21 protein-coding genes and 1 pseudogene are annotated in these 22,404 nt (G+C 67.3%); 14 read left to right on the forward strand and 8 right to left on the reverse strand.

The features are described 5' to 3' along the window. The 5 genes and pseudogenes from ACK5NO_RS09610 to ACK5NO_RS09630 all read left to right on the forward strand — a co-directional run. A partial coding sequence (locus tag ACK5NO_RS09610; protein WP_416812454.1) for a helix-turn-helix domain-containing protein occupies nt 1-268 on the forward strand: 268 nt, incomplete at its 5' end. Nucleotides 269-528: 260 nt separating this feature from the next. After that, nucleotides 529-1,539, forward strand: coding sequence for a C39 family peptidase (locus ACK5NO_RS09615; protein ID WP_416812455.1), 1,011 nt, complete (start codon nt 529-531; stop codon nt 1,537-1,539). Continuing rightward, a complete protein-coding gene (locus tag ACK5NO_RS09620) occupies nt 1,536-2,750 on the forward strand; it encodes a hypothetical protein (RefSeq protein ID WP_416812456.1) in 1,215 nt (404 codons plus the stop codon). Before ACK5NO_RS09615 ends, ACK5NO_RS09620 begins: the two co-directional genes overlap by 4 nt. 226 nt (nt 2,751-2,976) lie before the next feature. After that, on the forward strand, nt 2,977-4,284 hold the full coding sequence (locus ACK5NO_RS09625) for an ISL3 family transposase (protein ID WP_416812457.1): 1,308 nt from the start codon (nt 2,977-2,979) through the stop codon (nt 4,282-4,284). A 6-nt stretch (nt 4,285-4,290) separates the two neighbouring features. Then, nucleotides 4,291-4,533 (forward strand): annotated as a pseudogene (locus tag ACK5NO_RS09630) (LysE/ArgO family amino acid transporter); the annotation flags it as partial. A gap of 73 nt (nt 4,534-4,606) precedes the next feature. On the opposite strand, the gene ACK5NO_RS09635 reads toward ACK5NO_RS09630, so the two are convergent. Continuing rightward, a complete protein-coding gene (locus ACK5NO_RS09635; protein WP_416812458.1) occupies nt 4,607-5,776 on the reverse strand; it encodes a THUMP-like domain-containing protein in 1,170 nt (389 codons plus the stop codon). A 206-nt stretch (nt 5,777-5,982) separates the two neighbouring features. On the opposite strand from ACK5NO_RS09635, the gene groES reads away from it, so the two are divergent. Beyond that, nucleotides 5,983-6,276 (forward strand): co-chaperone GroES, encoded by a 294-nt coding sequence (groES, locus tag ACK5NO_RS09640; RefSeq protein WP_416812459.1) that lies wholly within the window; start codon nt 5,983-5,985, stop codon nt 6,274-6,276. A gap of 79 nt (nt 6,277-6,355) precedes the next feature. On the opposite strand, the gene ACK5NO_RS09645 is transcribed toward groES, so the two are convergent. Continuing rightward, nucleotides 6,356-6,646: a WhiB family transcriptional regulator gene (locus ACK5NO_RS09645; protein ID WP_416812460.1), complete on the reverse strand. Its 291-nt coding sequence runs from the start codon at nt 6,644-6,646 to the stop codon at nt 6,356-6,358. A gap of 293 nt (nt 6,647-6,939) precedes the next feature. On the opposite strand from ACK5NO_RS09645, the gene guaB reads away from it, so the two are divergent. Together guaB and ACK5NO_RS09655 are read left to right on the forward strand one after the other, a co-directional pair. Further along, on the forward strand, nt 6,940-8,448 hold the full coding sequence (guaB, locus tag ACK5NO_RS09650) for an IMP dehydrogenase (protein ID WP_416812461.1): 1,509 nt from the start codon (nt 6,940-6,942) through the stop codon (nt 8,446-8,448). A 28-nt stretch (nt 8,449-8,476) separates the two neighbouring features. Then, a complete protein-coding gene (locus ACK5NO_RS09655) occupies nt 8,477-9,226 on the forward strand; it encodes a TSUP family transporter (protein WP_416812462.1) in 750 nt (249 codons plus the stop codon). A gap of 159 nt (nt 9,227-9,385) precedes the next feature. Here the strand turns inward: ACK5NO_RS09655 and ACK5NO_RS09660 are convergent, their stop codons facing one another. Next, nucleotides 9,386-10,657, reverse strand: a complete 1,272-nt coding sequence (locus ACK5NO_RS09660) for a Glu/Leu/Phe/Val family dehydrogenase (RefSeq protein WP_416812463.1) — start codon at nt 10,655-10,657, stop codon at nt 9,386-9,388. A gap of 45 nt (nt 10,658-10,702) precedes the next feature. Beyond that, the gene (locus ACK5NO_RS09665) at nt 10,703-11,458 is read right to left on the reverse strand and encodes an exonuclease domain-containing protein (RefSeq protein ID WP_416812464.1); all 756 of its coding nucleotides are present in this window, start codon (nt 11,456-11,458) and stop codon (nt 10,703-10,705) included. A gap of 64 nt (nt 11,459-11,522) precedes the next feature. Between ACK5NO_RS09665 and ACK5NO_RS09670 the strand changes: the two genes are divergently transcribed. Together ACK5NO_RS09670 and ACK5NO_RS09675 are read left to right on the forward strand one after the other, a co-directional pair. After that, nucleotides 11,523-12,647, forward strand: a complete 1,125-nt coding sequence (locus ACK5NO_RS09670; RefSeq protein ID WP_416812465.1) for a GuaB3 family IMP dehydrogenase-related protein — start codon at nt 11,523-11,525, stop codon at nt 12,645-12,647. A 79-nt stretch (nt 12,648-12,726) separates the two neighbouring features. Further along, nucleotides 12,727-13,284: a hypothetical protein gene (locus tag ACK5NO_RS09675; RefSeq protein WP_416812466.1), complete on the forward strand. Its 558-nt coding sequence runs from the start codon at nt 12,727-12,729 to the stop codon at nt 13,282-13,284. Between the two features lie 15 nt (nt 13,285-13,299). On the opposite strand, the gene ACK5NO_RS09680 is transcribed toward ACK5NO_RS09675, so the two are convergent. The 3 genes from ACK5NO_RS09680 to ACK5NO_RS09690 all read right to left on the reverse strand — a co-directional run bounded on the left by ACK5NO_RS09680 (nt 13,300) and on the right by ACK5NO_RS09690 (nt 16,982). Further along, the gene (locus ACK5NO_RS09680) at nt 13,300-13,821 is read right to left on the reverse strand and encodes a hypothetical protein (protein ID WP_416812467.1); all 522 of its coding nucleotides are present in this window, start codon (nt 13,819-13,821) and stop codon (nt 13,300-13,302) included. 88 nt (nt 13,822-13,909) lie between these two features. Next, nucleotides 13,910-16,402, reverse strand: coding sequence for a phosphoketolase (locus ACK5NO_RS09685; protein WP_416812541.1), 2,493 nt, complete (start codon nt 16,400-16,402; stop codon nt 13,910-13,912). A 52-nt stretch (nt 16,403-16,454) separates the two neighbouring features. Then, entirely contained in the window at nt 16,455-16,982 is a 528-nt protein-coding gene (locus ACK5NO_RS09690) for a hypothetical protein (RefSeq protein WP_416812468.1), read from the reverse strand. A gap of 121 nt (nt 16,983-17,103) precedes the next feature. Here ACK5NO_RS09690 and ACK5NO_RS09695 point away from each other — a divergent pair, with 121 nt between their 5' ends. Both ACK5NO_RS09695 and ACK5NO_RS09700 read left to right on the forward strand, forming a co-directional pair. Further along, entirely contained in the window at nt 17,104-18,006 is a 903-nt protein-coding gene (locus ACK5NO_RS09695) for an ABC transporter ATP-binding protein (protein WP_416812469.1), read from the forward strand. After that, nucleotides 18,003-19,175, forward strand: coding sequence for an ABC transporter permease (locus ACK5NO_RS09700; RefSeq protein WP_416812470.1), 1,173 nt, complete (start codon nt 18,003-18,005; stop codon nt 19,173-19,175). Before ACK5NO_RS09695 ends, ACK5NO_RS09700 begins: the two co-directional genes overlap by 4 nt. A gap of 3 nt (nt 19,176-19,178) precedes the next feature. Here ACK5NO_RS09700 and ACK5NO_RS09705 read toward each other — a convergent pair whose 3' ends face one another. Then, on the reverse strand, nt 19,179-21,128 hold the full coding sequence (locus ACK5NO_RS09705) for an ABC-F family ATP-binding cassette domain-containing protein (protein WP_416812471.1): 1,950 nt from the start codon (nt 21,126-21,128) through the stop codon (nt 19,179-19,181). A gap of 76 nt (nt 21,129-21,204) precedes the next feature. Here ACK5NO_RS09705 and ACK5NO_RS09710 point away from each other — a divergent pair, with 76 nt between their 5' ends. Continuing rightward, on the forward strand, nt 21,205-21,591 hold the full coding sequence (locus ACK5NO_RS09710; protein WP_416812472.1) for a DUF3054 domain-containing protein: 387 nt from the start codon (nt 21,205-21,207) through the stop codon (nt 21,589-21,591). Next, nucleotides 21,588-22,289: a glutamine amidotransferase gene (locus ACK5NO_RS09715; RefSeq protein WP_416812473.1), complete on the forward strand. Its 702-nt coding sequence runs from the start codon at nt 21,588-21,590 to the stop codon at nt 22,287-22,289. The genes ACK5NO_RS09710 and ACK5NO_RS09715 overlap by 4 nt, the downstream gene beginning before the upstream one ends. Nucleotides 22,290-22,404 lie beyond the last annotated feature (115 nt).

Consider the following 22,404-nt stretch of genomic DNA (forward strand, 5'->3'; position numbering starts at 1 on the left):
CACGGAGGCCCAGGTGGCGGAGGTACGGCGACGCGTTGAGGCCGGGGAGCCGCGCGTGGACGTGGCGGCCGCTGTCGGGATCTCGCGGGCAAGCGTCGACTCGATCATGACCGGTCGCCGAGGCGGGCCATCCCGCCGCGCGGGGACGCTTACCTCTGAGCAGATCGCGCAGATCAGGGCGCTTGCTCAGTCAGGAATGTCGCAGACTGCGATCGCTCGCGAGGTGGGCACCAGTCAGCAAATGGTGTCGAGGCTGCTGCGCGGCTAGGGCGGCTCCTCCGTTCGACTGAGGCTCTCTGGGGCGCTGGTCGACGGCGAGACTGGGCCCACCCCTTGCCCTTCCGTCGCCCGAATATAGTTGTCGCAAATGATGCTCGTGCGTCGTGTGTCGCCATTTGGAAAAAGCAAGGCAAGTGGCGCGAAAATGAGGGCTTGTGCCGCGCCTCAGTGCATTCATTGTCGAGGGACCTTGGTCCCGGTGGGATGGGGTGGATCCTTGTACCGTGGCGCGGGAAGTCCCCTTGAACAATGACGAATGCGCCGCATGAGGGGACGGGAATGATGAAAGAAGCGCTTCGACCGGGACTTGTGCCGTTGATCGGTGCAGTCGGCGTTATCTCGACATTGCTGGGCACATCGGCAACGGCAAGTACCGACCCGCTGTGGTCAGACATCATTCAGTGCACGAGCATTGACGGGCACAACTTCTGCACCGAAGTTGGCTTCGTGGCTTTGACGCCAGGAAGTATCGAGTGGTCTGACTACATTGATGGGCTACTCGGCGTCGAGGGTGGCATTCCCCGCGACCCAGAGTTCCACGCACTGGCTCAGTACCTTGAGTCGCTGTCCCCAGATAAGTTGGAGGCGAGGCAGAATGCGCAGATAATGGATGCGCGCCTCGCGGTTGGCAAGGTTGAGGCTTTTGACGAGGTGGCTGCCGGCGCCACGTCGGGGGATCTGGTCTTGAGGAATGTGGGAGTGCCTGCGAAGTCAGCGTTCATAATGTCGGGTAAGAATGTCGAGCAGGAGCGGTCATATTGGTGCGGGCCAGCGGTGCTGCAGATGATCGACTGGGCAGACCCAGGTGACACGGATGGGAAGGACTCACAACAGACCTGGGCAAACCTACTTCACACCACCACGGCGGGGACGTCGATAGCGAACATGGTCGCGCAGGTCAACGCCAGCACCACGTGGGATGGCCGAGCGGGCAAGTATGCGGTGATATCGCTCGCGGGCCGCACCGCCGGTTGGTTCCGGTCCATGCACGTCACACAACTGTTCCACCACGAAGCTCCCATTATCGAGCATGTGTTGCTAGAGCAGGCATACTTCAAGTACCTTGCGTTCGATCACGGCGGCCATTACCAGGTGGGTCGCGGTTACACCGACGGCGGGAACTCCATCGTCATCTTTGAACCGTATGACGAACGTGACTATCGGGCCGACGGCAACCACACTTCGGGGTCTCGTACCGTTGGCTACCGGGAACTCTATGCGGCAACCGTCAAGCACCCCCAGCAGAACTTTGGTGCATGATGAGGTGGCGAGCATCGGCGGCGCGATCGTTGGCCAGTGCGGCGTGTGTGGCAGTGGCGATGGCACTGACGCTGAGTGTGGGCGGCTGCGATGCGGACGACGGTTCAGTGCCCAGCCCACCGCCTGGGAACACCACGTCTGCCGAGCCTGACCCTTCGGCTGTGATCGGTAGCTCTGGCGCTGAGGGGGAGTTCGGTGACTCCTCAACGGGGCGTCAGCCGTTGCCTGGGCCCACGTCCGCGGACCTGTACATGACGGTGTTGCCGTTGACGCCCTTGTGGGAACTTGATCGGCGGGGTCAGTACATCAAAGCCGTCAGTGATGAGATGATCGTCAACGATCAGGTCAATGTGCCTCGCATCGTGGCCTACACGCCTGACGCGACGTATTTCTACCCCCTTGGGTCCTTGATGATCGCCCAACAGGTCTTCATCGTGGGCGACACGGTGTTCTTCGGCTACAGCCGTGACGGGGGCACCGACTACTCGTTCGTGAGGTGGACACCCCAATCCGGTGAGAGCAGCGTGCTGTGGAGTGGCGATCACTACATTGAGTACGCCGTTCTTGGCGAGACGCTCTTCTATGCCGACCTCGAACCAGGTAATCCCTGTCTGAGGGCCATGGACGTAAGCGACCCTACGCGCCCCAGCGGGGACCACGAGGTTGCGTGTTTTTCGGGTTCGCCCGAACTGGGGTGGTTCGAGACTGACTACTCGACGTTGACATTCCTTACCCGCGATGAGGACTCCATGTGTTACGACGCGCACTCGGTCACGGACCAAGAAGCGGTCGTTGACCATCCGGTAGACGACTGTCTGCTCCAGGCAACCGCCTCGGGGGAGTACCTCGCGTGGACCGAGGGGCCACCAGACGCCAGCCTTGATTACTACAAGACTGAGTTCTTCATTTCGCGAGGCACGTCAACCCAGCCGATGGGTACCGCCGAGACGGGTAGCCCTCAGTGGTGCGGCGGGCAACTCTATTGGACCGAGGCCTATGGCAATGTACGCCTCTGGACTTGGGACCCGGCGACCAACGAGGCACATGTCGCCTTCCGAGCCAAGCGCGACGATCCCGTCCTGGGAGGCGACCCCCATCTCTACCACCTCACTTGCCAGCCCGGTGGGAGGCTGGTGTTCTTCCTGTCCGGGTCAGAGGGCAGAGAACAGTACTTCACCAACAAGCCCCTCACCTGGAAGGTGGACCTTTGAGGGGCGTGCCCACTGGAGTTGTCTGCGGCCCGCGGGATGGAGGTCGGCCTCCAGGGCGCCGCTCGATCGCATTGCCCGCAGATATGGTTCCTCCAGGGGTAGGTGTTAGATCAATGTGGCTCTTCACAGATGAGGGTGTAGGCCTGTTCGCCTGAGAGGTGTCTGGAGAGACGTCGAGGTCCTCCATGATGGAAGTTCTGACACAGCCCATCTGAAAGACCTCGACTTGTCTCACGTTACCTTTGGCCCTGCGGACCTGACCACCTTTTGCAGCCTTGACGAACTCGGCTTGACGGTCACGCGTCAGCATGTTGATGCCCGCCACGCCGTGCTCGAGTGTCGCGTCAGCGTCATAGATGACATCTGCCGCGGCTGCCAGGAGTCTGCGCGATCGCGAGGGACGGTCACTCGCGAGCTGGCACACGACCCGTTCGGCGACCGCCCGACCACGCTGCTGGTCAGGGTGCGCCGCTACCGGTGCGAGCCGTGCGACAGGTTCTGGCTCGAAGACCTCACTGCAGTGGCCGAGCCGCGTTCGAAGCTCTCGCGCGGCGGGCTGGCCTGGGCGCTCAAGGCCCTGGTGGTCGACCACATGTCCATCTCCCGGATCGCCGCGAACCTCGGGGTCGCGTGGAACACCGCCAACGACGCGATCCTCACCGAAGGCCACCGACGGCTGATCAACGATCCGGCCCGCTTCAACGGTGTCGCCGTGATCGGCGTCGATGAGCATGTATGGCGACACACCCGCTGGGGTGAGAAGTACGTGACCGTCGTCATCGACCTCACCCCCGTGCGTGACGGGACCGGACCGTCTCGGCTACTCGACATGTTCCCCGGGCGATCGAAGCAGACGTTCAAGACGTGGCTGAGCGATCAGCCACGACACTTCCGCGACGACATCGAGGTCATCGCGATGGACGGCTTCACCGGCTTCAAGTCCGCCGCCACCGAGGAAGTGCCTCACGCGGTTGCTGTGATGGACCCGTTCCATGTCGTGAGGCTCGCCGGCGACGCCCTCGACCAGTGTCGTCGCCGTACCCAACAGTCCATTCACGGCCGCCGCGGCATGACCGGCGACCCGCTCTACATGTCCCGCCGCATCCTGCACACCGGTGCCAAACTCCTCACCGACCGCCAATGGGACCGACTCGAAGCTCTGTTCGCCGCAAACGAGCACGTCGAGGTCGAGGTCACCTGGACGATCTACCAGCAGCTCATCACGGCCTACCGCTCCACGAAGCGCTCCCAGGGCAAGCAGATCCTCACCGAACTCATCGAGTCGCTACGCACTGGAGTGCCCGCCTGCCTCGTGGAACTGAAGAAACTCGGCAGGACCCTGAACCGCCGCAAGGGCGACGTCCTGGCCTTCTTCGAGCACCCCGGCACCTCCAACGGCCCCACCGAGGCCATCAACGGCCGGCTCGAACACCTCCGAGGCTCCGCACTCGGTTTCCGAAACCTCGAGCACTACATCACCCGAACACTCCTCGAGACCGGCGGATTCAGACCCGCGCTACACCCTCATCTGTGAAGAGCCCTCAATCCGCATGTCTCCCTGGACACGGTGCTACTGCTGGGTTCCGTCGCGGCGACGCAGGTCGCGCCCTGGATGTTCGCCGCTGGCGCGATGACCGGGTCGGTGGCGTGGTTCGTGGGCCTTGGCTACGGCTCGCGACTGCTGTCGGGGGTGCTCGCGAGGCCAGGCGCGTGGCGGGTGCTCGACGCGGTGATCGCCGTGATCATGGCTTGCCTCGCGGCGTCTCTCTTGGCCGGCGTGTGAGCGTCTCTTGCCTCGTGGGGCAAATCACGCTCGATGCGTGAGCATCACTTGCCTCGTGGGGGAGGGGAGGGGGCTAGAGGGGGTCCGCGAGCAGGGCCACTCGCCGGTCGCCGATGCGCGTGAGGATCACCGTCGCCCGCTCGCTTCCCTTGAGCTTCAGTTGTGGACGCAGCTGCTCCGGGGTCACGTCGACGCCACGTTTCTTAATGTCGACCGTACCGATGCCGCGCGCGCGAAGAGCGGCGGCCAGCGGCTTGACCTTGAACGGCAGGGCTTCCGCAATCCGGTAGCCGCGAGCAAATGGAGTCGCGACGGGAGTGTCGGTGGTCAGGTACGCGATCGACGGGTCGACCAAGTGCGCGCCCATGGTCGTGGCGAGTTCGCCGATGAGCCCCGCCCGGATCACCGCGCCGTCGGGCTCGTAGAGGTAGTCGCTGAGCTCTCCCGCGTCCGCGCGATGCGTCGAACCGGTGAGACGGTGCGCGCCTTGCCCGTCGATCACGAGCGCCCCATGGCCCGGCGTGGTGGCGACGGAGCCGAGCCAAATGCCGGCCTCCACGACGGAGCCGTCAACGCTGACCCACTCGGCCTCGGCGCCTTCGGGGATCGCCTCATGCGGGATCGCGGGGCCCACCTTGACGCCCAGCGCACCCACGCGAGGGAACAGGTCAAGGACGGCGTCGAGTGCGGGGGAGTAGTCGCGCGGGTCGTGGCGGCGCCCGCGGGCGGTGCGCCGGGCGGGATCGGCAAAGACTCCCTCGACCTCGAGGTGCGCGGCCACGTCAAGCGCGTCCGCATGCACCACGCGGGCGTGATCCCAGTGGCGGAGGTTGTGGTCGGCGAACACCGCGGTCGGCTCGTCGATCTCGATGGCGGTCACGTCGAGTCCCAGGGCGGCCGCTGCCATGGCGTCGGCACCGATCCCGCATGTGAGGTCCGCGACGGTGGTGATGCCCGCACCCCGAAAGCGCTGTGCATGCAGCGCAGCAACGGGAAGGCGCGTGGCCTGCTCGAGTCCGTCCTGGGTGAGCAGCATTCCGGCGGCGAAGTCACCAAACTTGGCGCTCGCGGCCGCCCGCAACCGCGACTGGGTGAGCACGGCGGCCACCAGATCGCCGGCGATGCCGCCGGCACGCAGTTCCCGGCCGATGCGCTCGGCGTCCGTGGGGGAGTACGGCGGGAGGGCATCGAGCAGAGCGAGCCCTTGGGCAGAGGTGAGCAAGCGGGCCAGGGCGACGTCCATGCCGGAATCCTTTCACGGCACCATTTCACGGTGGGCGAACCCCGTCCTCCAGGGTTAGCACTCGACTGGCACGAGTGCTAAATTGGGCGTTGCTCCACCATGGAGCGCGTGGCGCCCGCGCCGAGTCCTGACCCCCGCGACGGCGGGATGCGATGCGGGCCACGATCCACGTGAAGAACTTGGATAAATGGAAGGTGAGGTCCGCAGTGTCGGTCTCTATCAAGCCTCTTGAGGACAAGGTCGTGGTCAAGCCGGCAGCCGCCGAGCAGACCACCGCTTCCGGCCTCGTGATCCCGGACACCGCCAAGGAGAAGCCCCAGGAGGGCGAGGTCCTCGCGGTGGGCCCGGGTCGCGTTGACGACAACGGCAACCGCATCCCGCTCGACGTCGCGGTGGGTGACAAGGTCATCTACAGCAAGTACGGCGGCACTGAGGTCAAGTACGGCGGCCAGGACCTGCTGATCCTGTCCGCTCGTGACCTGCTGGGCGTGGTCGGCTAAGCCGTCCCCCCACAGCCGAAAGGCCCCGGAAGAGCAATCTTCCGGGGCCTTTCGTTTGGCGCGATCCACGTCGATCGCGTCAGCTGGCCTTCTTGAGCCTTCCCGCGAGCACCGCGTGGCGCTCGTCTTCGCTCATTCCGCCCCACACCCCGAAGGGCTCACGTGCCATCAGCGATCGGTCGCGGCACGTCTCCAAGACGGGGCATCGCTCGCAATACTGCTTGGCCGCCTCTGCCCTTCGGCGGCGAGCGGCGCCGCGCTCGCCCTCGGGATGGAAGAACAGGTCCGGGTCGGCCTCCCTGCACGCCCCTTCGTACTGCCACTCCCACTGATCCTGCGTCGGTGCCGGAAGCTTCGCTACCGAGTCCATCGCTCCCCCATCTCATAGTGTTGGGAAACGGATCCGGCTCGCCATTGAGCCGGACCCGCACGGGTGCATCTCCCCGTCTTCACGCTGCGGCCCGGCCTCTCCAAACCGGGAAACAACCTAGGTACGGTTTGTGCACTACCTCATTCATACCTGGAAGTTCGCGGGATGGGAAGTCCCAAAGGAAGCCTTCACTGTCTCGTCATTTTCGGTGGTGGGACTGGGAACGGTCACGGGCTCGCAGGCATTCCCCCGGCGAGTTCCTGTGGGGGCGGGCGGTTCCGTAGAATCGTCGAATGGCGCCCACCGAGAACGATCCCTTTGCCTTCACCGGCTTGACCTACGACGACGTCCTGCTCCTGCCCGGTCAGAGCGACGTGATTCCCTCTGAGGTGGACACTTCGACCCGCCTCACGCGCGAGATCCGACTGTCGATTCCGCTGCTGAGCGCGGCGATGGACACCGTGACCGAGGCGACGATGGCGATCGCCATGGCTCGCCAGGGTGGCATTGGCGTGCTGCACCGCAACCTGTCCATTGAGGACCAGGCTCACCAGGTGCAGATCGTGAAGCGTTCCGAGTCGGGCATGATCTCCGACCCCGTCACCGTGGGGCCCGATGCCACGCTCGCCGAGCTCGATGCACTGTGCGGCAAGTACCGCGTCTCCGGACTGCCTGTGGTGGACGAGGACGGCACGCTGCTGGGCATCATCACCAACCGCGACCTGCGCTTTATCGACCACCGTGACTTCGCGTCGCGCAAGGTGCGCGAGGCCATGACCCCCATGCCGCTCATCACCGGGCGCGAGGGCATGTCCAACGACGAGGCCGCCGCGCTCCTGGGCCAGCACAAGATCGAGAAGCTGCCGCTCGTCGACGATCACGGGCGCCTCACGGGGCTCATTACCGTCAAGGACATTGTGAAGTCCGAGCAGTACCCCAAGGCCACCAAGGACGATCAGGGCCGTTTGCGTGTCGCTGCGGCCGTCGGCTTCTTCGGTGACGCCTTTGAGCGGGCGCGTGCGCTCGTTGAGGCTGGCGTCGATGCGCTGGTGGTCGACACCGCGCACGGCCACGCTCAGGCGATGATCGACATGATCCGCCGTCTCAAGTCCGACCCCGCGACGTCGCACGTGCAGGTGATTGGCGGGAACGTCGCCACCCGTGAGGGCGCGCAGGCACTCGTCGACGCCGGCGTGGACGCCGTCAAGGTGGGTGTGGGCCCCGGTTCGATCTGTACCACGCGCGTGGTCGCGGGCGTGGGCGTGCCCCAGGTCACGGCGGTCTACGAGGCCTACAAGGCGGCGGGCCCCGCGGGCGTTCCCGTGATCGCCGACGGCGGTCTTCAGTTCTCGGGCGACATCGCCAAGGCGCTCGTCGCGGGCGCCGAGTCGGTGATGCTCGGCTCGCTGTTCGCCGGTTGTGCTGAAGCACCTGGTGACCTGGTGCTCGTGGGTGGCAAGCAGTTCAAGCTCTACCGCGGCATGGGCTCGCTGGGAGCGATGGCCTCGCGCGGCCGCGTGTCCTACTCGAAGGACCGCTACTTCCAGTCCGATGCGCCCTCCGACGACGACATCATCCCCGAGGGTATCGAGGGTCGGGTGCCGTTCAAGGGTTCGCTCCACGATGTCTCGCGCCAGTTGGTCGGCGGTCTGGGGCAGTCCATGTTCTATGTGGGCGCCCGCACCATCGACGAACTGCGCGCCAAGGGCAAGTTTGTGCGCATCACGCCTGCTGGCCTCAAGGAGTCGCACCCCCACGACATCCAGATGACCGTCGAGGCGCCCAACTACTCGGGTCGCTGACGTGACCGGCGCACCCCGGCGCTGATCCGTGGAGGTCACCTGGCAACTGCTCGTCATTCTCGCTCTGACAGCGCTCGTCGCGGGCTGCCTCGACACGCTCGCCGGCGGGGGAGGGCTCATCACCGTGCCCGCGCTGCTGCTCGCTGGCGTCCCGCCGTTGCAGGCGCTCGGTACCAACAAGGTGCAGGCACCAGCGGGGACGGGGATGGCTACCTTCCAGGTGATCCGCAAGCACGGGGTGCGATGGCGTGACGTGCGCGTACCCATGCTGTGGGCGTTCTTGGGATCGGCCGCGGGGTCGATCGCCATCCTGTTCGTTTCTCCCGATGCGCTCGAGATCGTGATCCCCATCGTGCTCGCGCTCATTGCCGCGTACTTTTTGCTGGTGCCCAAGTCGCACGAGCCGCCGGCCAAGCCGCGCATGTCCGATCCCACCTACGAGTCGACCGTGGTGCCCGCCATCGGCGCGTACGACGGGGCGTTCGGCCCGGGTACTGGCTCGCTGTTTGCACTGTCAGGTGTGGCCCTGCGTGCGCTGCCTCTGCGCCGCTCCACCGCGATCGCTAAGACGCTGAACTTTGCGACCAATATCGCCTCGCTGATCGTGTTCGCCTTCGCGGGGAAGGTGATCTGGATCATCGGCGGCGCGATGGTCTGCGGCCAGCTGGTGGGTGCCTACATCGGCTCGCACATACTGTTGCGCGTGAATCCGCTCGTGCTACGGGTGCTGATTGTGGTCGTCTCGCTCACCATGCTCGTGCGCGTCCTCACCACCTAGCCAAAGTTGGTCACTTCTGCGGCCCTGCGGGCCTATCTCGGCGAAGGTTGGTCACTTGGTGCTCGCCTTGCCGCGCCATGCCCGGCTTCGTGAGTAAGCACCAAGTGACCAACCCTTGCGCCCGATCGGCCCCTGAGCCGTCAAAGTGACCAACCTGGCTTAGGGGTAGAGGCCCCGCAGCTCGTGGGCCTCGATCACCCTGCGCACCGCAAGCGCTGTCGCCGCCTCGCGGTAGGACAACCCGTGCACTCCCGCGTAGTCGACCACGTCGTGCCAGGCGCGCGTCATCTTCTCCTCGAGCCGCTCGTTGACCTCGCGCTCCGTCCATTGGTACGCCTGGTTGGCCTGCACCCACTCGAAGTAGGACACGATCACGCCGCCCGCGTTCGCGAGGATGTCCGGCACGATCATCACGTCCGTGTCCGCCAGGATTGCGTCCGCCTCGTTGGTGGTGGGGCCGTTAGCGCCTTCGACGATGATGCGGGCCTTGACGTCCGCCGCATTCGCCCCGGTGATGACGCCTTCCACGGCGGCAGGCACCAGGACGTCGACGTCGAGCGTGACCAGCGCAGCGGGATCGAGTACCTGCGCTGCCTCGAAGCCCACCACGGAGCCGTGTTCGTCGACGTGGTCACCTAGGCGCGCGACGTCGATGCCTGCCTCACTCCACACGGCACCGTCCACGTCGCTGATGGCCTGCACGCGCACGCCCGCCTCGGCGAGCAGGCGGGCCGCACCGCGGCCGACCTTTCCGAAGCCCTGCACGGCGGCGGTGGCGCCTGCCGGCTCGATCCCGCGACTAGCCATCGCCATGAGCGCGACGTGTGCCACACCCCGCGACGTCGCCATCGAACGGCCTAGGGAGCCACCAAGGCTCACGGGCTTGCCCGTCACCACGCCGGGGACGGTATGGCCCACGGAGGCGGAGTAGGTGTCCATGATCCAGGCCATGGTGCGCTCGTCGGTGCCGATGTCGGGTGCGGGAATGTCGACCTCGGGGCCGATGATAGGCAGGATTTCGGAGGTGTAGCGGCGCGTCACCCGTTCCAGCTCGGCCATCGAGTGGTCACGCGGTTCGATCGCGACGCCGCCCTTGGCGCCGCCGTAGGGCACGTCCACCAGCGCACACTTCCAGCTCATCCACATGGCCAGCGCGCGCACCTCGTCGAGGTCGACGGCGGTCGAGAACCGCAGACCACCCTTGGCGGGGCCGCGTGAGAAGTTGTGTTGCACGCGGAACCCGGCGTACGTCGCGATCGAGCCGTCGTCGCGGCGCAGCGGCACCGACACCGCCATCTCGCGCCTGCTGGTCGCGAGCATCTGGTGGATGCCGTCGCTGACTCCCAGGTGGGCGATCGCCGCCGCGAGCTGGGCGCGAGCATCGTCGAGTGGGCCGCCGGACAGGTCGGCGCGAGGTGACGTCGTTGTCATGCCCTCCACGTTAGCCCCGCGTCGGACAGCCGCGCGCCAGTGAGGTCAGAACAGGGAGTCAGCGCCCAGTTCGGCGGGCTCACTACGGGTTTCGGCGACGGCGACGGGCCACGCCGTGCGCGGCAGGTCGTCGGTGACGCCCTTGGACTTGAGAAACGCGGAGAAGCTGGTCGCCCACGCGCGGTGCGCCTCGATCTGCTGCGTGTGCAGGTCCGTGAGGTGAGACTCGCGCATGGCGGGGTGCGCTGCGCCAAGCGCCTGGACCAGCTCGAGGGTCGCGAGGACGTCGGCATCAGCGGCGTGAAGGTCATCCGCGACCACCGGCACCGCGTAGATGGTGCACAGGTCGATGAGCTTGCGCTTGCCCTTGCGATAGCGGTCGAGGTGACGGTCGAGCACGAGCGGGTCGACCACAGGGGCGACCACGCCGCCAGGGATGCGGGAGGCGAGGGAGGCCAGGCCGTGCCTGGCGAGCTCGGACTCGAGCAGCGACAGATCGAACTGAGCGTTGAACGCGACCACGGGGAAGCCCGCCGTGAGAGCGGAAGCGAGCACGGACGCGATCTCTTCGAGCGCATCGGCCGGTTGCTTGCCTTCCGCACGGGCCTGCTCGGTGGTGATGCCGTGCACGGCGGTGGCGCTCGCGGGAATCTCGACGCCTGGGTCGATCAGCCACGTGCGTGTCGAGACGTCGCCGCCCGTGCGCGTGATGACCGCCGCGGTCACGATCCGATCATGATCCGTGGAGACACCCGTGGTCTCGGTGTCGAACCCCACCATGGTCTCTTCTAGCCAGCTCATGAGAACACTGTGGCACGGACCACCGACACTGCTGTGCGCCGCGACGGGCCGATAGGCTGGGCCCGTGAGCAACGAGATCGAGATCGGGCGCGGCAAGCGTGGCCGCCGCGCATACTCCTTCGACGACATCGCGGTGGTGCCCTCGCGGCGCACGCGGGCGCCGGGCAAGGTGAGTCTTTCCTGGCAGATCGACGCCTTCCAGTTCGACATCCCGGTGATTGCCGCTCCGATGGACTCCGTCATGAGCCCCGCGACCGCGATTGCGCTGGGCAAGTTCGGCGGCCTTGGCGTGCTGGACCTCGAGGGGCTGTGGACGCGTTACGAGGACCCGGAGCCGCTGCTCAAGCAGATCGCCGGCTTCGATCCCGCTGACGCGACCGCGCGCATGCAGGAGATGTACAAGGAGCCCATCAAGGACGAGCTGATCGCTGCCCGCCTGCAGGAGATCCGCGCCGCTGGCGTGCCCGTCGCCGGTGCGCTCAGCCCGCAGCGTACGCAGGAGCACTACCAGACGGTTCTCAAGGCTGGCGTGGACCTGTTCGTCATTCGTGGCACGACCGTCAGCGCCGAGCACGTCTCGAGCGATGCCGAGGCGCTGAACCTCAAGAAGTTCATCTACGACCTCGACGTGCCCGTCATCGTCGGCGGCGCGTCCACCTACCAGGCCGCCCTGCACCTGATGCGCACGGGCGCGGCTGGTGTGCTCGTGGGCTTCGGCGGCGGTTCGGCGCAGCGCACCCGCGCGACGCTGGGCATTCACGCCCCCATGGCGACAGCAGTGTCCGATGTGGCCGCGGCGCGCCGCGACTACCTCGACGAATCCGGCGGCCGCTACGTGCACGTGATCGCCGACGGCGGCCTGGGTCGTTCCGGTGACCTCATCAAGGCCTTCGCGTGCGGCGCCGACGCCGTCATGCTGGGCGCCGCTCTGGCGCGGTCGTCCGAGGCCCCCGGCCACGGCTTCCACTGGGGCCAGGAGGCGTACCACGGCGAACTGCCCCGCGGCGAGCGCGTGGAGGTCGGCACGGCCGGCACCCTCGAGGAGATCCTCGTGGGCCCCGGGCACCGCGCCGACGGCACCACCAACATCATGGGTGCCCTGCGTCGCTCGATGGCGACCACCGGGTACTCGGACCTCAAGGAGTTCCAGCGCGTCGACGTGGTGGTCTCGCCGTATCACCCCGCGTGAGTTTTCCCTGCAAAGGGCCGATGCGCCGCCAGCCTGGCAATGCTAGGTTGGCGGCGTTCCGGTTTCTTTAGGGGGAAACATGACGTCTTGTGGTGCGCCGCGCACTGCCCTTGTTCGTTCTGTCTCGGTGCTCGCGCTGGCCGCGTTCCTCGCGGGGTGCTCGTCTGACCCGGAGGTCGTCGAGCCCACGACCGATGAGACGGGCGTCGAGCAGACCGTCGAGCCCGAGGTGACGGATTCCGCCGCGCCCACTGACGATGCTGAGCCCACGAACACGGCCGAAGCCGACAGCTCCGGGGACGTCGACCCGAACGCCAGCGCGCTCGAGCAGTACGCCCAGTTGGAGCGCGACGCGCTCGAGCAGTTCGCCGACAGTCTCGACGCCCTGTACGCGGACGTCACCATCGAGACCACGCCGCCAGCATCCATCGAGTACATCTACACGTACTCGATGGAACTGGACCCCGACGCGGCCGTCGAGGGCCTCGAGTCGCAGGGTTCCGCGCTCGAAGAGCTCGTCAACTCGGTGGTGTTCCCCGCGATGGAGGCCCAGGGCGTCACCGGTGAGAAGCAGGTGACGTACACCTACCTCAACCCCGACGGCTCCGAGATCTGGAGCCAGACCTACCCGGAGTAGCGAGGGCGCTGGGCATCAGCGTGTGGCGAGCGTCGCGACTGCGGTGCACCGCCACAGGCTGTAGCCCCACCCGACTGTCGTGACGTCGTCGAGGGCGAGGCCCGCTTCCCACAGCACGTCGAGGATCTCGGCTTTGGTGCGGATGCCACCGCCAAACAGCACGCGCGCCTGCACGTTGTCCCAGTGGTCGTGGTCGTCGGCCTCGTGGGGCCTCAGCACATCGCACACCATCGCGACATGTCCGCGCCCGGCCGTCCATTGGCGTGCCCTGCGCAGCTCGGCGATGAGCGCATCGTCCTTCATTTCGGGCACGCCCTCGGCAATGACGTACGTGTCGACGGTGCGGGACGGGCGCGACTGGGGCCCGACCACGACGGCCTCGACGCTCGGGTGGCGGTGCGCGGTCGCCGTGGCGTACTCGGCCGCGCCAGGGCCCGAGAACGCGATGGTGGCGCCGTCTCGGGGAGACAGCGCGTTACGAAGGGCACCTTGCCGTGCCCTCGGAGCCCAACCCCAGCGCCCGCATCGGCCCTCCATCCGACCCTCACCTACGCGTAGCGCGCACGGCCCGCGCACAAGTGGGCCAGGTCTACGCGAACCGGGGGAGGGAGGGTGCGGCGAGCCGCTACTCGTTGTCACCGCCCGTCGCGAGGGCGCCCTGTGCCTTCTCGAAGTCGCCACCCTCGGCGTCGGGCCACACCCAGTCGGCCACCACGGGGATGTCCGCACCGTGCTCGCGGGCGTAGCGTCGGGCCGCGAGGCGCCGGTCGAACAGGTCCTGGCGTAGCGCCGCGGCGCGAGTGCCGAGTCCGGGCACCCGATCGATCACGTCCATCACCAGGTGGTAGCGGTCGATGTCGTTGAGCATCGCCATGTCGAACGGCGTGGTGGTGGTGCCCTCCTCCTTGTAGCCGCGCACGTGGATGTTGTCGTGGCCGTTGCGGCGGTAGGTGAGGCGGTGGATGAGCCACGGGTAGCCGTGGTAGTTGAAGATCACCGGCTTGTCGGTGGTGAACAGGTGGTCGAACTCGCGGTCGGACAGGCCGTGGGGGTGTTCCTCCTCGGGCTGCAGGCGCATGAGATCGACGATGTTGATCATGCGCACCTTGAGGTCAGGCAGCTCCCGACGGATGATGTCGACGGCCGCGAGAATCTCGATGGTCGGCACGTCGCCAGCCGCCGCGAGCACCACGTCGGGCTCCTCGCCCAGCGGCACGTTGGAGGCGAAGTCCCAGATGCCCAGGCCGCGCGTGCAGTGGTCGATGGCCTGGTCCATGGTGAGCCACTGGGCCTGGGGCTGCTTGCCGGCGATCACCACGTTGACGTAGTCACGCGAGCGCAGGCAGTGGTCGTAGGTCGACAGCAGGGTGTTGGCGTCGGCGGGCAGGTACACGCGCACGATCTCGGCCTTCTTGTTCACCACGTGGTCGATGAACCCGGGGTCCTGATGCGAGAAGCCGTTGTGGTCCTGCCGCCACACGTGACTCGATAGCAGGTAGTTCAGTGACGCGATGGGCTGACGCCACGGGAGTTCGCGCGAGACCTTGAGCCACTTGGCGTGCTGGTTGACCATCGAATCGACAATGTGGATGAAGGCCTCGTACGACGTGAACAGGCCGTGGCGGCCGGTCAGCAGGTAGCCCTCGAGCCAGCCTTGGCACTGGTGCTCGGAGAGCATCTCGATCACGCGGCCGGAGGGGCCGGTGTGGGCGCCGTCGTCTTCGCGCTCGGCCTGCCACACCTTGTCGGTGACCTCGAGCACGTCTTGCAGGCGGTTCGAGGCCAGCTCGTCCGGCGCGAAGATGCGGAAGTTGTCGGGGTTGGCGCGCATCACCTCGCGCAGGAAGGAGCCCAGTTGCTTGGTGCCCTGCTCGGGCCCCGCGCCGGGTGAGGGCACGTCCACGGCAAAGTCGCGGAAGTCGGGCATGCGTAGGTCGCGCAGCAGTACGCCGCCGTTGGCCTCGGGCCGGGCGGACATGCGCAGCTCGCCGTCGGGCGCAATCTCGACCGTCTCGCCCTTGGGTGCACCCGCATCGTCAAACAACTCGTCGGGTCGGTAGGACTGCAGCCATCCCTCGAGGGTGTGGAGGTGTTCGTCGGTGTCGCGGGCGCTCGACAGCGGCACCTGGTGAGCGCGCCACGAGCCCTCGGTGCGGTGGCCGTCGATCTCGTCGGGGCAGGTCCAGCCCTTGGGGGTGCGCAGCACGATCATGGGCCACTGCGGGCGGTCCATGGTGGGGTTGTCGCGGGCCTCGGCCTTGATCGCCGCGATCTCGTCCATCACGTCGTCCACCAGCGCGGCAAACCGGGCATGGATGGACTCGTGGCTTTCGTCGTCAAAGCCCGCAACGAACACGTGCGGCTTGTGGCCGTAGCCGCGCATAAGCGACTCGAGTTCGTCGTCGGAGATGCGCGCGAGCACCGTGGGGTTGGCAATCTTGTAGCCGTTGAGGTGCAGGATGGGCAACACCACGCCGTCGGTCGCGGGGTTGATGAACTTGTTGGAGTGCCACGACGTCGCGAGCGGTCCGGTCTCCGCCTCGCCGTCGCCGACGATCGCCGCAACCAGCAGGTCCGGGTTGTCGAACGCCGCCCCGTACGCGTGGCTCAGCGCGTAGCCCAACTCGCCGCCCTCGTGAATGGAGCCGGGGGTCTCGGGCGCCACGTGCGAGGGGATGCCGCCGGGGAACGAGAACTGCTTGAACAGGCGCTTGAGGCCCCGTTCGTCGCGCGAGACGTCCGGGTACGTGTCCGTGTAGGTGCCCTCGAGGAAGCTCGCAGCCACCAGGCCGGGCCCCCCGTGTCCAGGGCCGATGATGTACATCGTGGGCTGCTGACGCGCCCGAATCATGCGGTTGAGGTGGGCGTAGAGGAAGTTCAGGCCGGGCGTGGTGCCCCAGTGGCCCACCAGGCGCGGCTTCACGTGGTCGCGGTGCAGTTGCTCGCGCAGCAACGGGTTGTCGAGCAGGTAGATCTGTCCCACGCTCAGATAGTTGGACGCCCGCCACCACCTGTCGATCGCGCCAATCTCCTGCTCGCTGGCAGCATCCGCCGTCCGGTTGCTCCACGCCTGTGCCGTCATGGTGACCTCCGTGTCCTCGCTGGTTTCCCCCAGCATCGCACCGGACGGGCCGATGCGCACGGGGTGCCGCTCGGGCGTCACCGTGCGTTCACTTAGGCTCGGGCGCGCAGCCTTTGTCAGCGTCGACGGTCGGGCGCACAATCGTGATCAGTGACGGGGCGAAGGACGGCTTAAATACTCCGTGGGGCGCGAAGGTGTTGATGTCGGTGCCTGCCGGAAGGTTGAGTTTGCTGAGCTGGCGGTCGAGCAGGTAGATCCAGGCCTCGGCGCGCGGCGCTGCTGCGCGTGACACCGTGAACATCGCCGTGAGCAAGAGGATGAGCACCCCTAGGGCCGCCAGTTGGCCGATGAGCGACGCGGGCGGTGGCCACAGCGCGGTGACAACACCGGCGAAGACCGCGAGGACGGCGACGCTGACCGCGTGGCCGCTGAGATCACCACGAGTGCGTTCGGTGAGGCCCGCTCGTAGCGCCTCGAGCGCCGACACGTCTTGGCATGCCTCGATGGCTCGGACATCTTGCTCATTGACGGCTTGGATGCGAACTGCGTGCGCGAGCGGGTCGTTCACGCCGATGCTCGCGGCAGCGGCCTTGGCTGCGTTGACGAGGTAGGTCATGCCGTGAGTGTCTCCAGTCGGGTAGGAGACTGCAAGGGTCCAAGGTCGGCCTCGTGGCCGAGGGCGCGCGGCGGGGGTGTCCCATAGGGTGGTGCGGTGCCCACAACCAGGAGGATCACGAGTGACGACGCTTGACATCCAAGGCCTCAGCAAGTCCTACGGAGAGGTGCGTGCGCTGAACGACGTGTCGTTCAGCGTCGCCGCCGGCGAGTTGTTCGGCTTCGTCGGCTCCAACGGAGCAGGCAAGACCACCACCATGCGCATTGTGCTCGGCGTTCTCAAGGCCGATGCGGGAGCCGTCACCTGGGATGGCAAGCCAGTCGGCCTCGACGTCCGCAGGCGCATTGGCTACATGCCCGAGGAGCGCGGGCTCTACCCGCGCATGAAGGTGGGCGAGCAGCTCACGTACCTGGCTCGCCTGCACGGCCTGGACGCCGCCGCCGCGACCGCCGCCATGGAGCACTGGACCGAGGTGCTCGGGGTTGCCGAGCGGCGCGGGGACGACGTGGAGAAGCTGTCGCTGGGTAACCAGCAGCGCGTCCAGCTCGCCTCTGCGCTGGTGCACTCGCCCGACATCCTCGTGCTCGACGAGCCGTTCTCTGGCCTGGACCCCGTGGCCGTCGCCGTGATGAGCGACGTGCTGCGCTCGCAGGCCGACCGCGGCGTGCCCGTCATCTTCTCCTCGCACCAGCTCGAACTCGTCGAGCGGCTGTGCGACCGGGTCGGCATCGTGAAGTCGGGGCGGCTGGTTGCCAACGGCACCATCGACGAACTGCGCACTACCGACACCCTGCGCTGGTCTCTCGCGACCTCCGGTGCGGCGCCCGTCGCCACCACCGGGGTGACGGTGACCTCGGACGGCCCCGGCCGCTACCTGATCGAGACCGAGTCGAGCGAGGCCGCTCAGGCCGTCCTCGCATCGGCCGTCGCGGGCGGCACGGTGACGGAGTTTGCTCCCGTGCGCCCCAGCCTGACCGACCTGTTCCGAGACGTGGTCTCCGAGACCGAGGAGGTGGCCGCATGATGTGGCTGATCGCCAAGCGCGAGTTCCGCACCCGCACGCTGTCCAAGGCGAACCTCATCTCGATGGCCATCATGGTCGTGATCGTCGTGGCCGGTGCCGTGATCGCCAAGCCGTTCCTTCAGGACGACGGCGAACCCGCGGTGGTCGAGGTCAACGGCTCCGCAGCAGAACTGATCCCTTACCTCGAGGGCGCCGCTGCGGCTCAGGAGGTCGACTACGACTTCGAGCAGGCGGACGTCGACGCACCTGCGACTGACGGCGAGATGCCCGAGGGTGTGCACGCCATCATTACTGGCGCGCCCGAGACCCCGGAGGTCTACCTCGGCGGCGGCGACCAGACGCTGAGCGCGCTCGTCCAGGGTGCCACGCAGGCGATCGTGCTCGACCACGCAGTCACCGACCTCGGCGGCGACCCCGCGGACGTCTCGGCATCGCTCGCGCAGGCGGTACCCGCCGTAACGATCGTCGGCGACACCGGCGAGTTTGATGGCGCTGCGTTCGCCGCGGGCCTGGTCGTGATCATCGTGCTGTTCGTGATCCTCATCCAGAGTGCGTCCGTGATCATGATGGGCGTGGTCGAGGAGAAGTCCTCGCGTGTGGTCGAGATTCTGCTCGCCACCGTGCGGCCCGCGACCCTGCTCGGAGGCAAGGTGCTGGGCGTGGGGCTCTACGCGCTCGTGCAGGCAGCGGTGATCGTGTTGCCGCTGATCTTCGCGGCGTGGTACCTCGACCTGTTCGGGCTGTTGCCACTGGAGCCGGGCCCGCTGCTCATGAACTTCTGCGTCTGGTTCGTGCTGGGCTTTGCGGTCTTCGTGGTGTTCTTCGGCGGCCTCGCGGCGCTCGTGTCTCGCCAGGAGGACATTGGTGCGGTCACCACCCCCATGATGCTGCTGCTCATGGGACCGCTGTACCTTGCGATCTACTTGGTGCCGGCCAACCCCGACGGCACCATCACCAAGGTGCTCACCCAGATCCCGTTCTTCGCTCCGTTCATGGTGCCCATGCGCTCCGCCTTCGGTGCGATCGAGCCGTGGGAAGTGGGGCTCGCGATCGTGCTGTGCCTGATCACGATCCCCGCGCTCACCTGGGTCGCGGGTCGCGTCTACGCGGGTGCCGTGCTCAACACCGGCGGGCGCATGAAGCTCGGCGACGCGTTCAAGCGCGGGTAGAACTCAACTGAGTTGATCGCCGAGCTCGAGCCAGCGTTCTTCGAGCTCGGCGGTCTCCGTGCTCATCGCACGCAGGCGGTCGTTCAGGGACGCGAGTCCCGCGTAGTCCGACTGGTCGTGGGTCGCCATGTCCTCGTGGATCTTGGCCGTGTCGAGCTCGATGCGCTGCATGCGCCGCTCGACGCTCGTGAGCTCCTTCTCGAGCGCGCGTCGCTCGGCCCCCGACAGGGCAGGGGCGGCGGGTGCGGCACTCGCGGGCGAATCGGCCGTGCTGACAGTTCCGAACATCTTGGCGGACGCCACGCCGGTGGCTACCTCGGTAGCGGGGGTGTCGCCCGGCGAGTCGGAGTGCCGAGGTTCGAAACTGTCACGAGACGCAGCGCCAGGGGCCGATGCGCCGGCTGAGCCAGCGCCGAACGTCCCCACGCCTCCCACTCGGGTGCGGCGCTCGCGGGACAGCGCGACGTACTCGTCGACTCCGCCGGGCAGGTGACGCACGCCGCCATCCACGACGGCGAACTGCTGGTCGGTGACGCGCTCCATGAGGTAGCGGTCGTGGCTGACCACAATGAGCGTGCCGGGCCACGAGTCCAGCAGGTCCTCCATCGCGGCCAGGATGTCCGTGTCGAGGTCGTTCGTGGGCTCGTCGAGCACCAGCACATTGGGCTCGCTGAGCAGCACCAGCAGCAGTTGCAGGCGGCGGCGCTGGCCGCCGGACAGGCGTCCCACCTGGGTCTTGAGCTGGGCGCTCGTAAAGCCCAGGCGCTCGAGCAGCTGGGTGGGCGTCATCTCGGAGCCGTCGGCGAGCTCGATGGACCGGAACCGCTTCACGACGCCCGACACTCGCTCCTCGGCGTGCTCATCGAGCTCGGCGAGTTGCTGGCTCAGCTGCGCGACGCGCACGGTCATACCGGTCTTGACCCGCCCGCTGGTGGGCTCCTGCTCGCCGGTGATCAGGCGCAGCAGCGTGGACTTGCCCGCGCCGTTCTCGCCCAGAATGCCGAACCGGTCGCCGGGGCCGATGTTCCAGTCCACGCCGTCGAGCACGGGCCGTTCCATGCCGGGGTACTGGACGCTCGCGCGGATCAGCTCGACGACGTCCTTGCCCAGCCGGGCGGTGGCCATGCGGGTGAGCTGGACCTGGTCGCGCACGGGCGGGACGTCGGCGATCAGGGCGTTCGCGGCGTCGATGCGGAACTTGGGCTTGGAGGTGCGCGCGGGGGCTCCGCGGCGCAGCCACGCGAGCTCCTTGCGCATGAGGTTCTGTCGCTTGGACTCGGTGGCCGCGGCGATCCGGTCGCGCTCGACGCGCTGGAGGACGTAGGCCGCGTAGCCGCCCTCGTACTGCTCGACGCTGCCGTTGACGACCTCCCAGGTGTGAGTCGTGACAGCGTCGAGGAACCAGCGGTCGTGAGTGACCACAGCGAGTGCGCCGCGCCCGCGCGCCCAGCGGCGCGTCAGGTGATCGGCGAGCCACGCCACGCCCTCGACGTCGAGGTGGTTGGTGGGCTCATCGAGGAAGATCGCATCGTGGTCCTCGACCAGCACGTGCGCAAGGGCGACCCTGCGCTGCTGGCCTCCCGAGAGGGAGCCCACCACGGCATCGGCCGGGAGGTCGGGCACCAGCCCCGACATGACGTCGCGAATGCGCGGGTCGGAGGCCCATTCGTGGTCGTCGGCATTGCCGACGATCGCCTCGCGCACCGTGAGTGATTCGTCGACGTGGTCGGACTGGTCCAACACGCCGATGCGCGTTCCCCTGGCGATGGTGACCTGGCCGCCGTGGGGCTCGAGCCGGCCAGCAAGCACCTTGAGAAGGGAGGACTTGCCCGCGCCGTTGGCGCCCACGATGCCGATGCGGTCGCCGTCGTCGAGGCCCACCGTCACCGAGTCGAGGACAGTGCCGGTGCCGAAGTCAAGATGAAGCGCCTGCGCGCCAAGGAGGTGAGCCACCCGACAAGGGTAGTCGTGCCTGCGCGTGTCGATGCAGGCCGGTGCGGCACACTGGGCGGGACAGAGAGGGCGTCACATGAACATCAAGCAAGCAGCCCTGGGTGCTGCAGGCATCGACGCGGCCGCCGTGATTGTGTTCGCGGCCGTGGGGCGGGCAAGTCACGACGAGGGCATCCTGGGTGACAACGGTCTGGGGCTCGCGACGACGGCGTGGCCGTTCCTCGTGGGTGCCGCGCTGGGCTGGCTTCTGGTGCGCGGCTGGCGTGCCCCGTGTTCGCTCGTGCCCACGGGGGTGGTCGTGTGGGCCTGCACCGTCGCGGGCGGGATGGCGCTGCGGGTCGTGAGCGATCAGGGCGTGCAGGTGTCGTTTGTGGTGGTGGCGAGCCTGGTGCTGGCGGCCTTCCTGATGGGCTGGCGCGTGATCTCAGGCGCCCTCGCCAAGCGCCGCGGCCTCAAGCCGTGACGGAGACCCCGGTGAGCACGTGCGCGGTCATCCGTCACGTCGCATTTGAAGACCTGGGCGTGTGGGAGGCGGAGATCGCTGCGCACGGGTACGAGGTCACCTATCTGGACGCGGGCGTCGACGACCTCGCCCAGGCGGCCCGCGCGGAGGTGCTTGTGGTGCTCGGCGGACCCATCGGGGTCGCGGACCTGGAGACCTACCCGGTGCTGGCGCAGGAGGCGGCGTTGCTGCGCGCGCGGGTCGAGGCAGGGCTGCCCACCATCGGGGTGTGCCTGGGAGCACAATTGCTCGCCCACGCCCTTGGCGGATCGGTGGCGCCCGGCACACCCGAGATCGGCTGGGGAGAGGTCGACCTGTCACCCGAGGGAGACGACGGCCCGCTACGTCACCTTGAGGGTGTGCCGGTGCTGCACTGGCACGGCGATGCCATCACGCCGCCTCCCGGGGCGACGGTGCTGGCCTCCACAGCGGCAACTCCGTGCCAGGCGTTCAGTTGCGGGCCGGCCCTGGGGTTGCAGTTTCACCCGGAGGTTGACGGCGAACGCATCGAGCAGTGGCTCATGGGGCACTCGGTCGAGCTTGCTGCGAGGGGCGTCTCCGTCCCAGCGCTGCGAGAGCGCACCGCGCGGCTGGCCGATGACTCTGCCGTCGCTGGCGTGCTGTTGATCCGTGAATGGCTGCGAGCGCTGCGCCCCTAGCCCCGACTTGGTCACTTCTCCGGGCTCACGAGCGAACTGCGCCGTTGCTTGGTCAGTTGGTGCTCGCTCGTGCTGGGCACGAGCCGTGCACCAACTGACCAAGCAACGCGGCCAG

This window comes from Demequina sp., assembly GCF_047975725.1.
GTDB lineage: Bacteria > Actinomycetota > Actinomycetes > Actinomycetales > Demequinaceae > Demequina.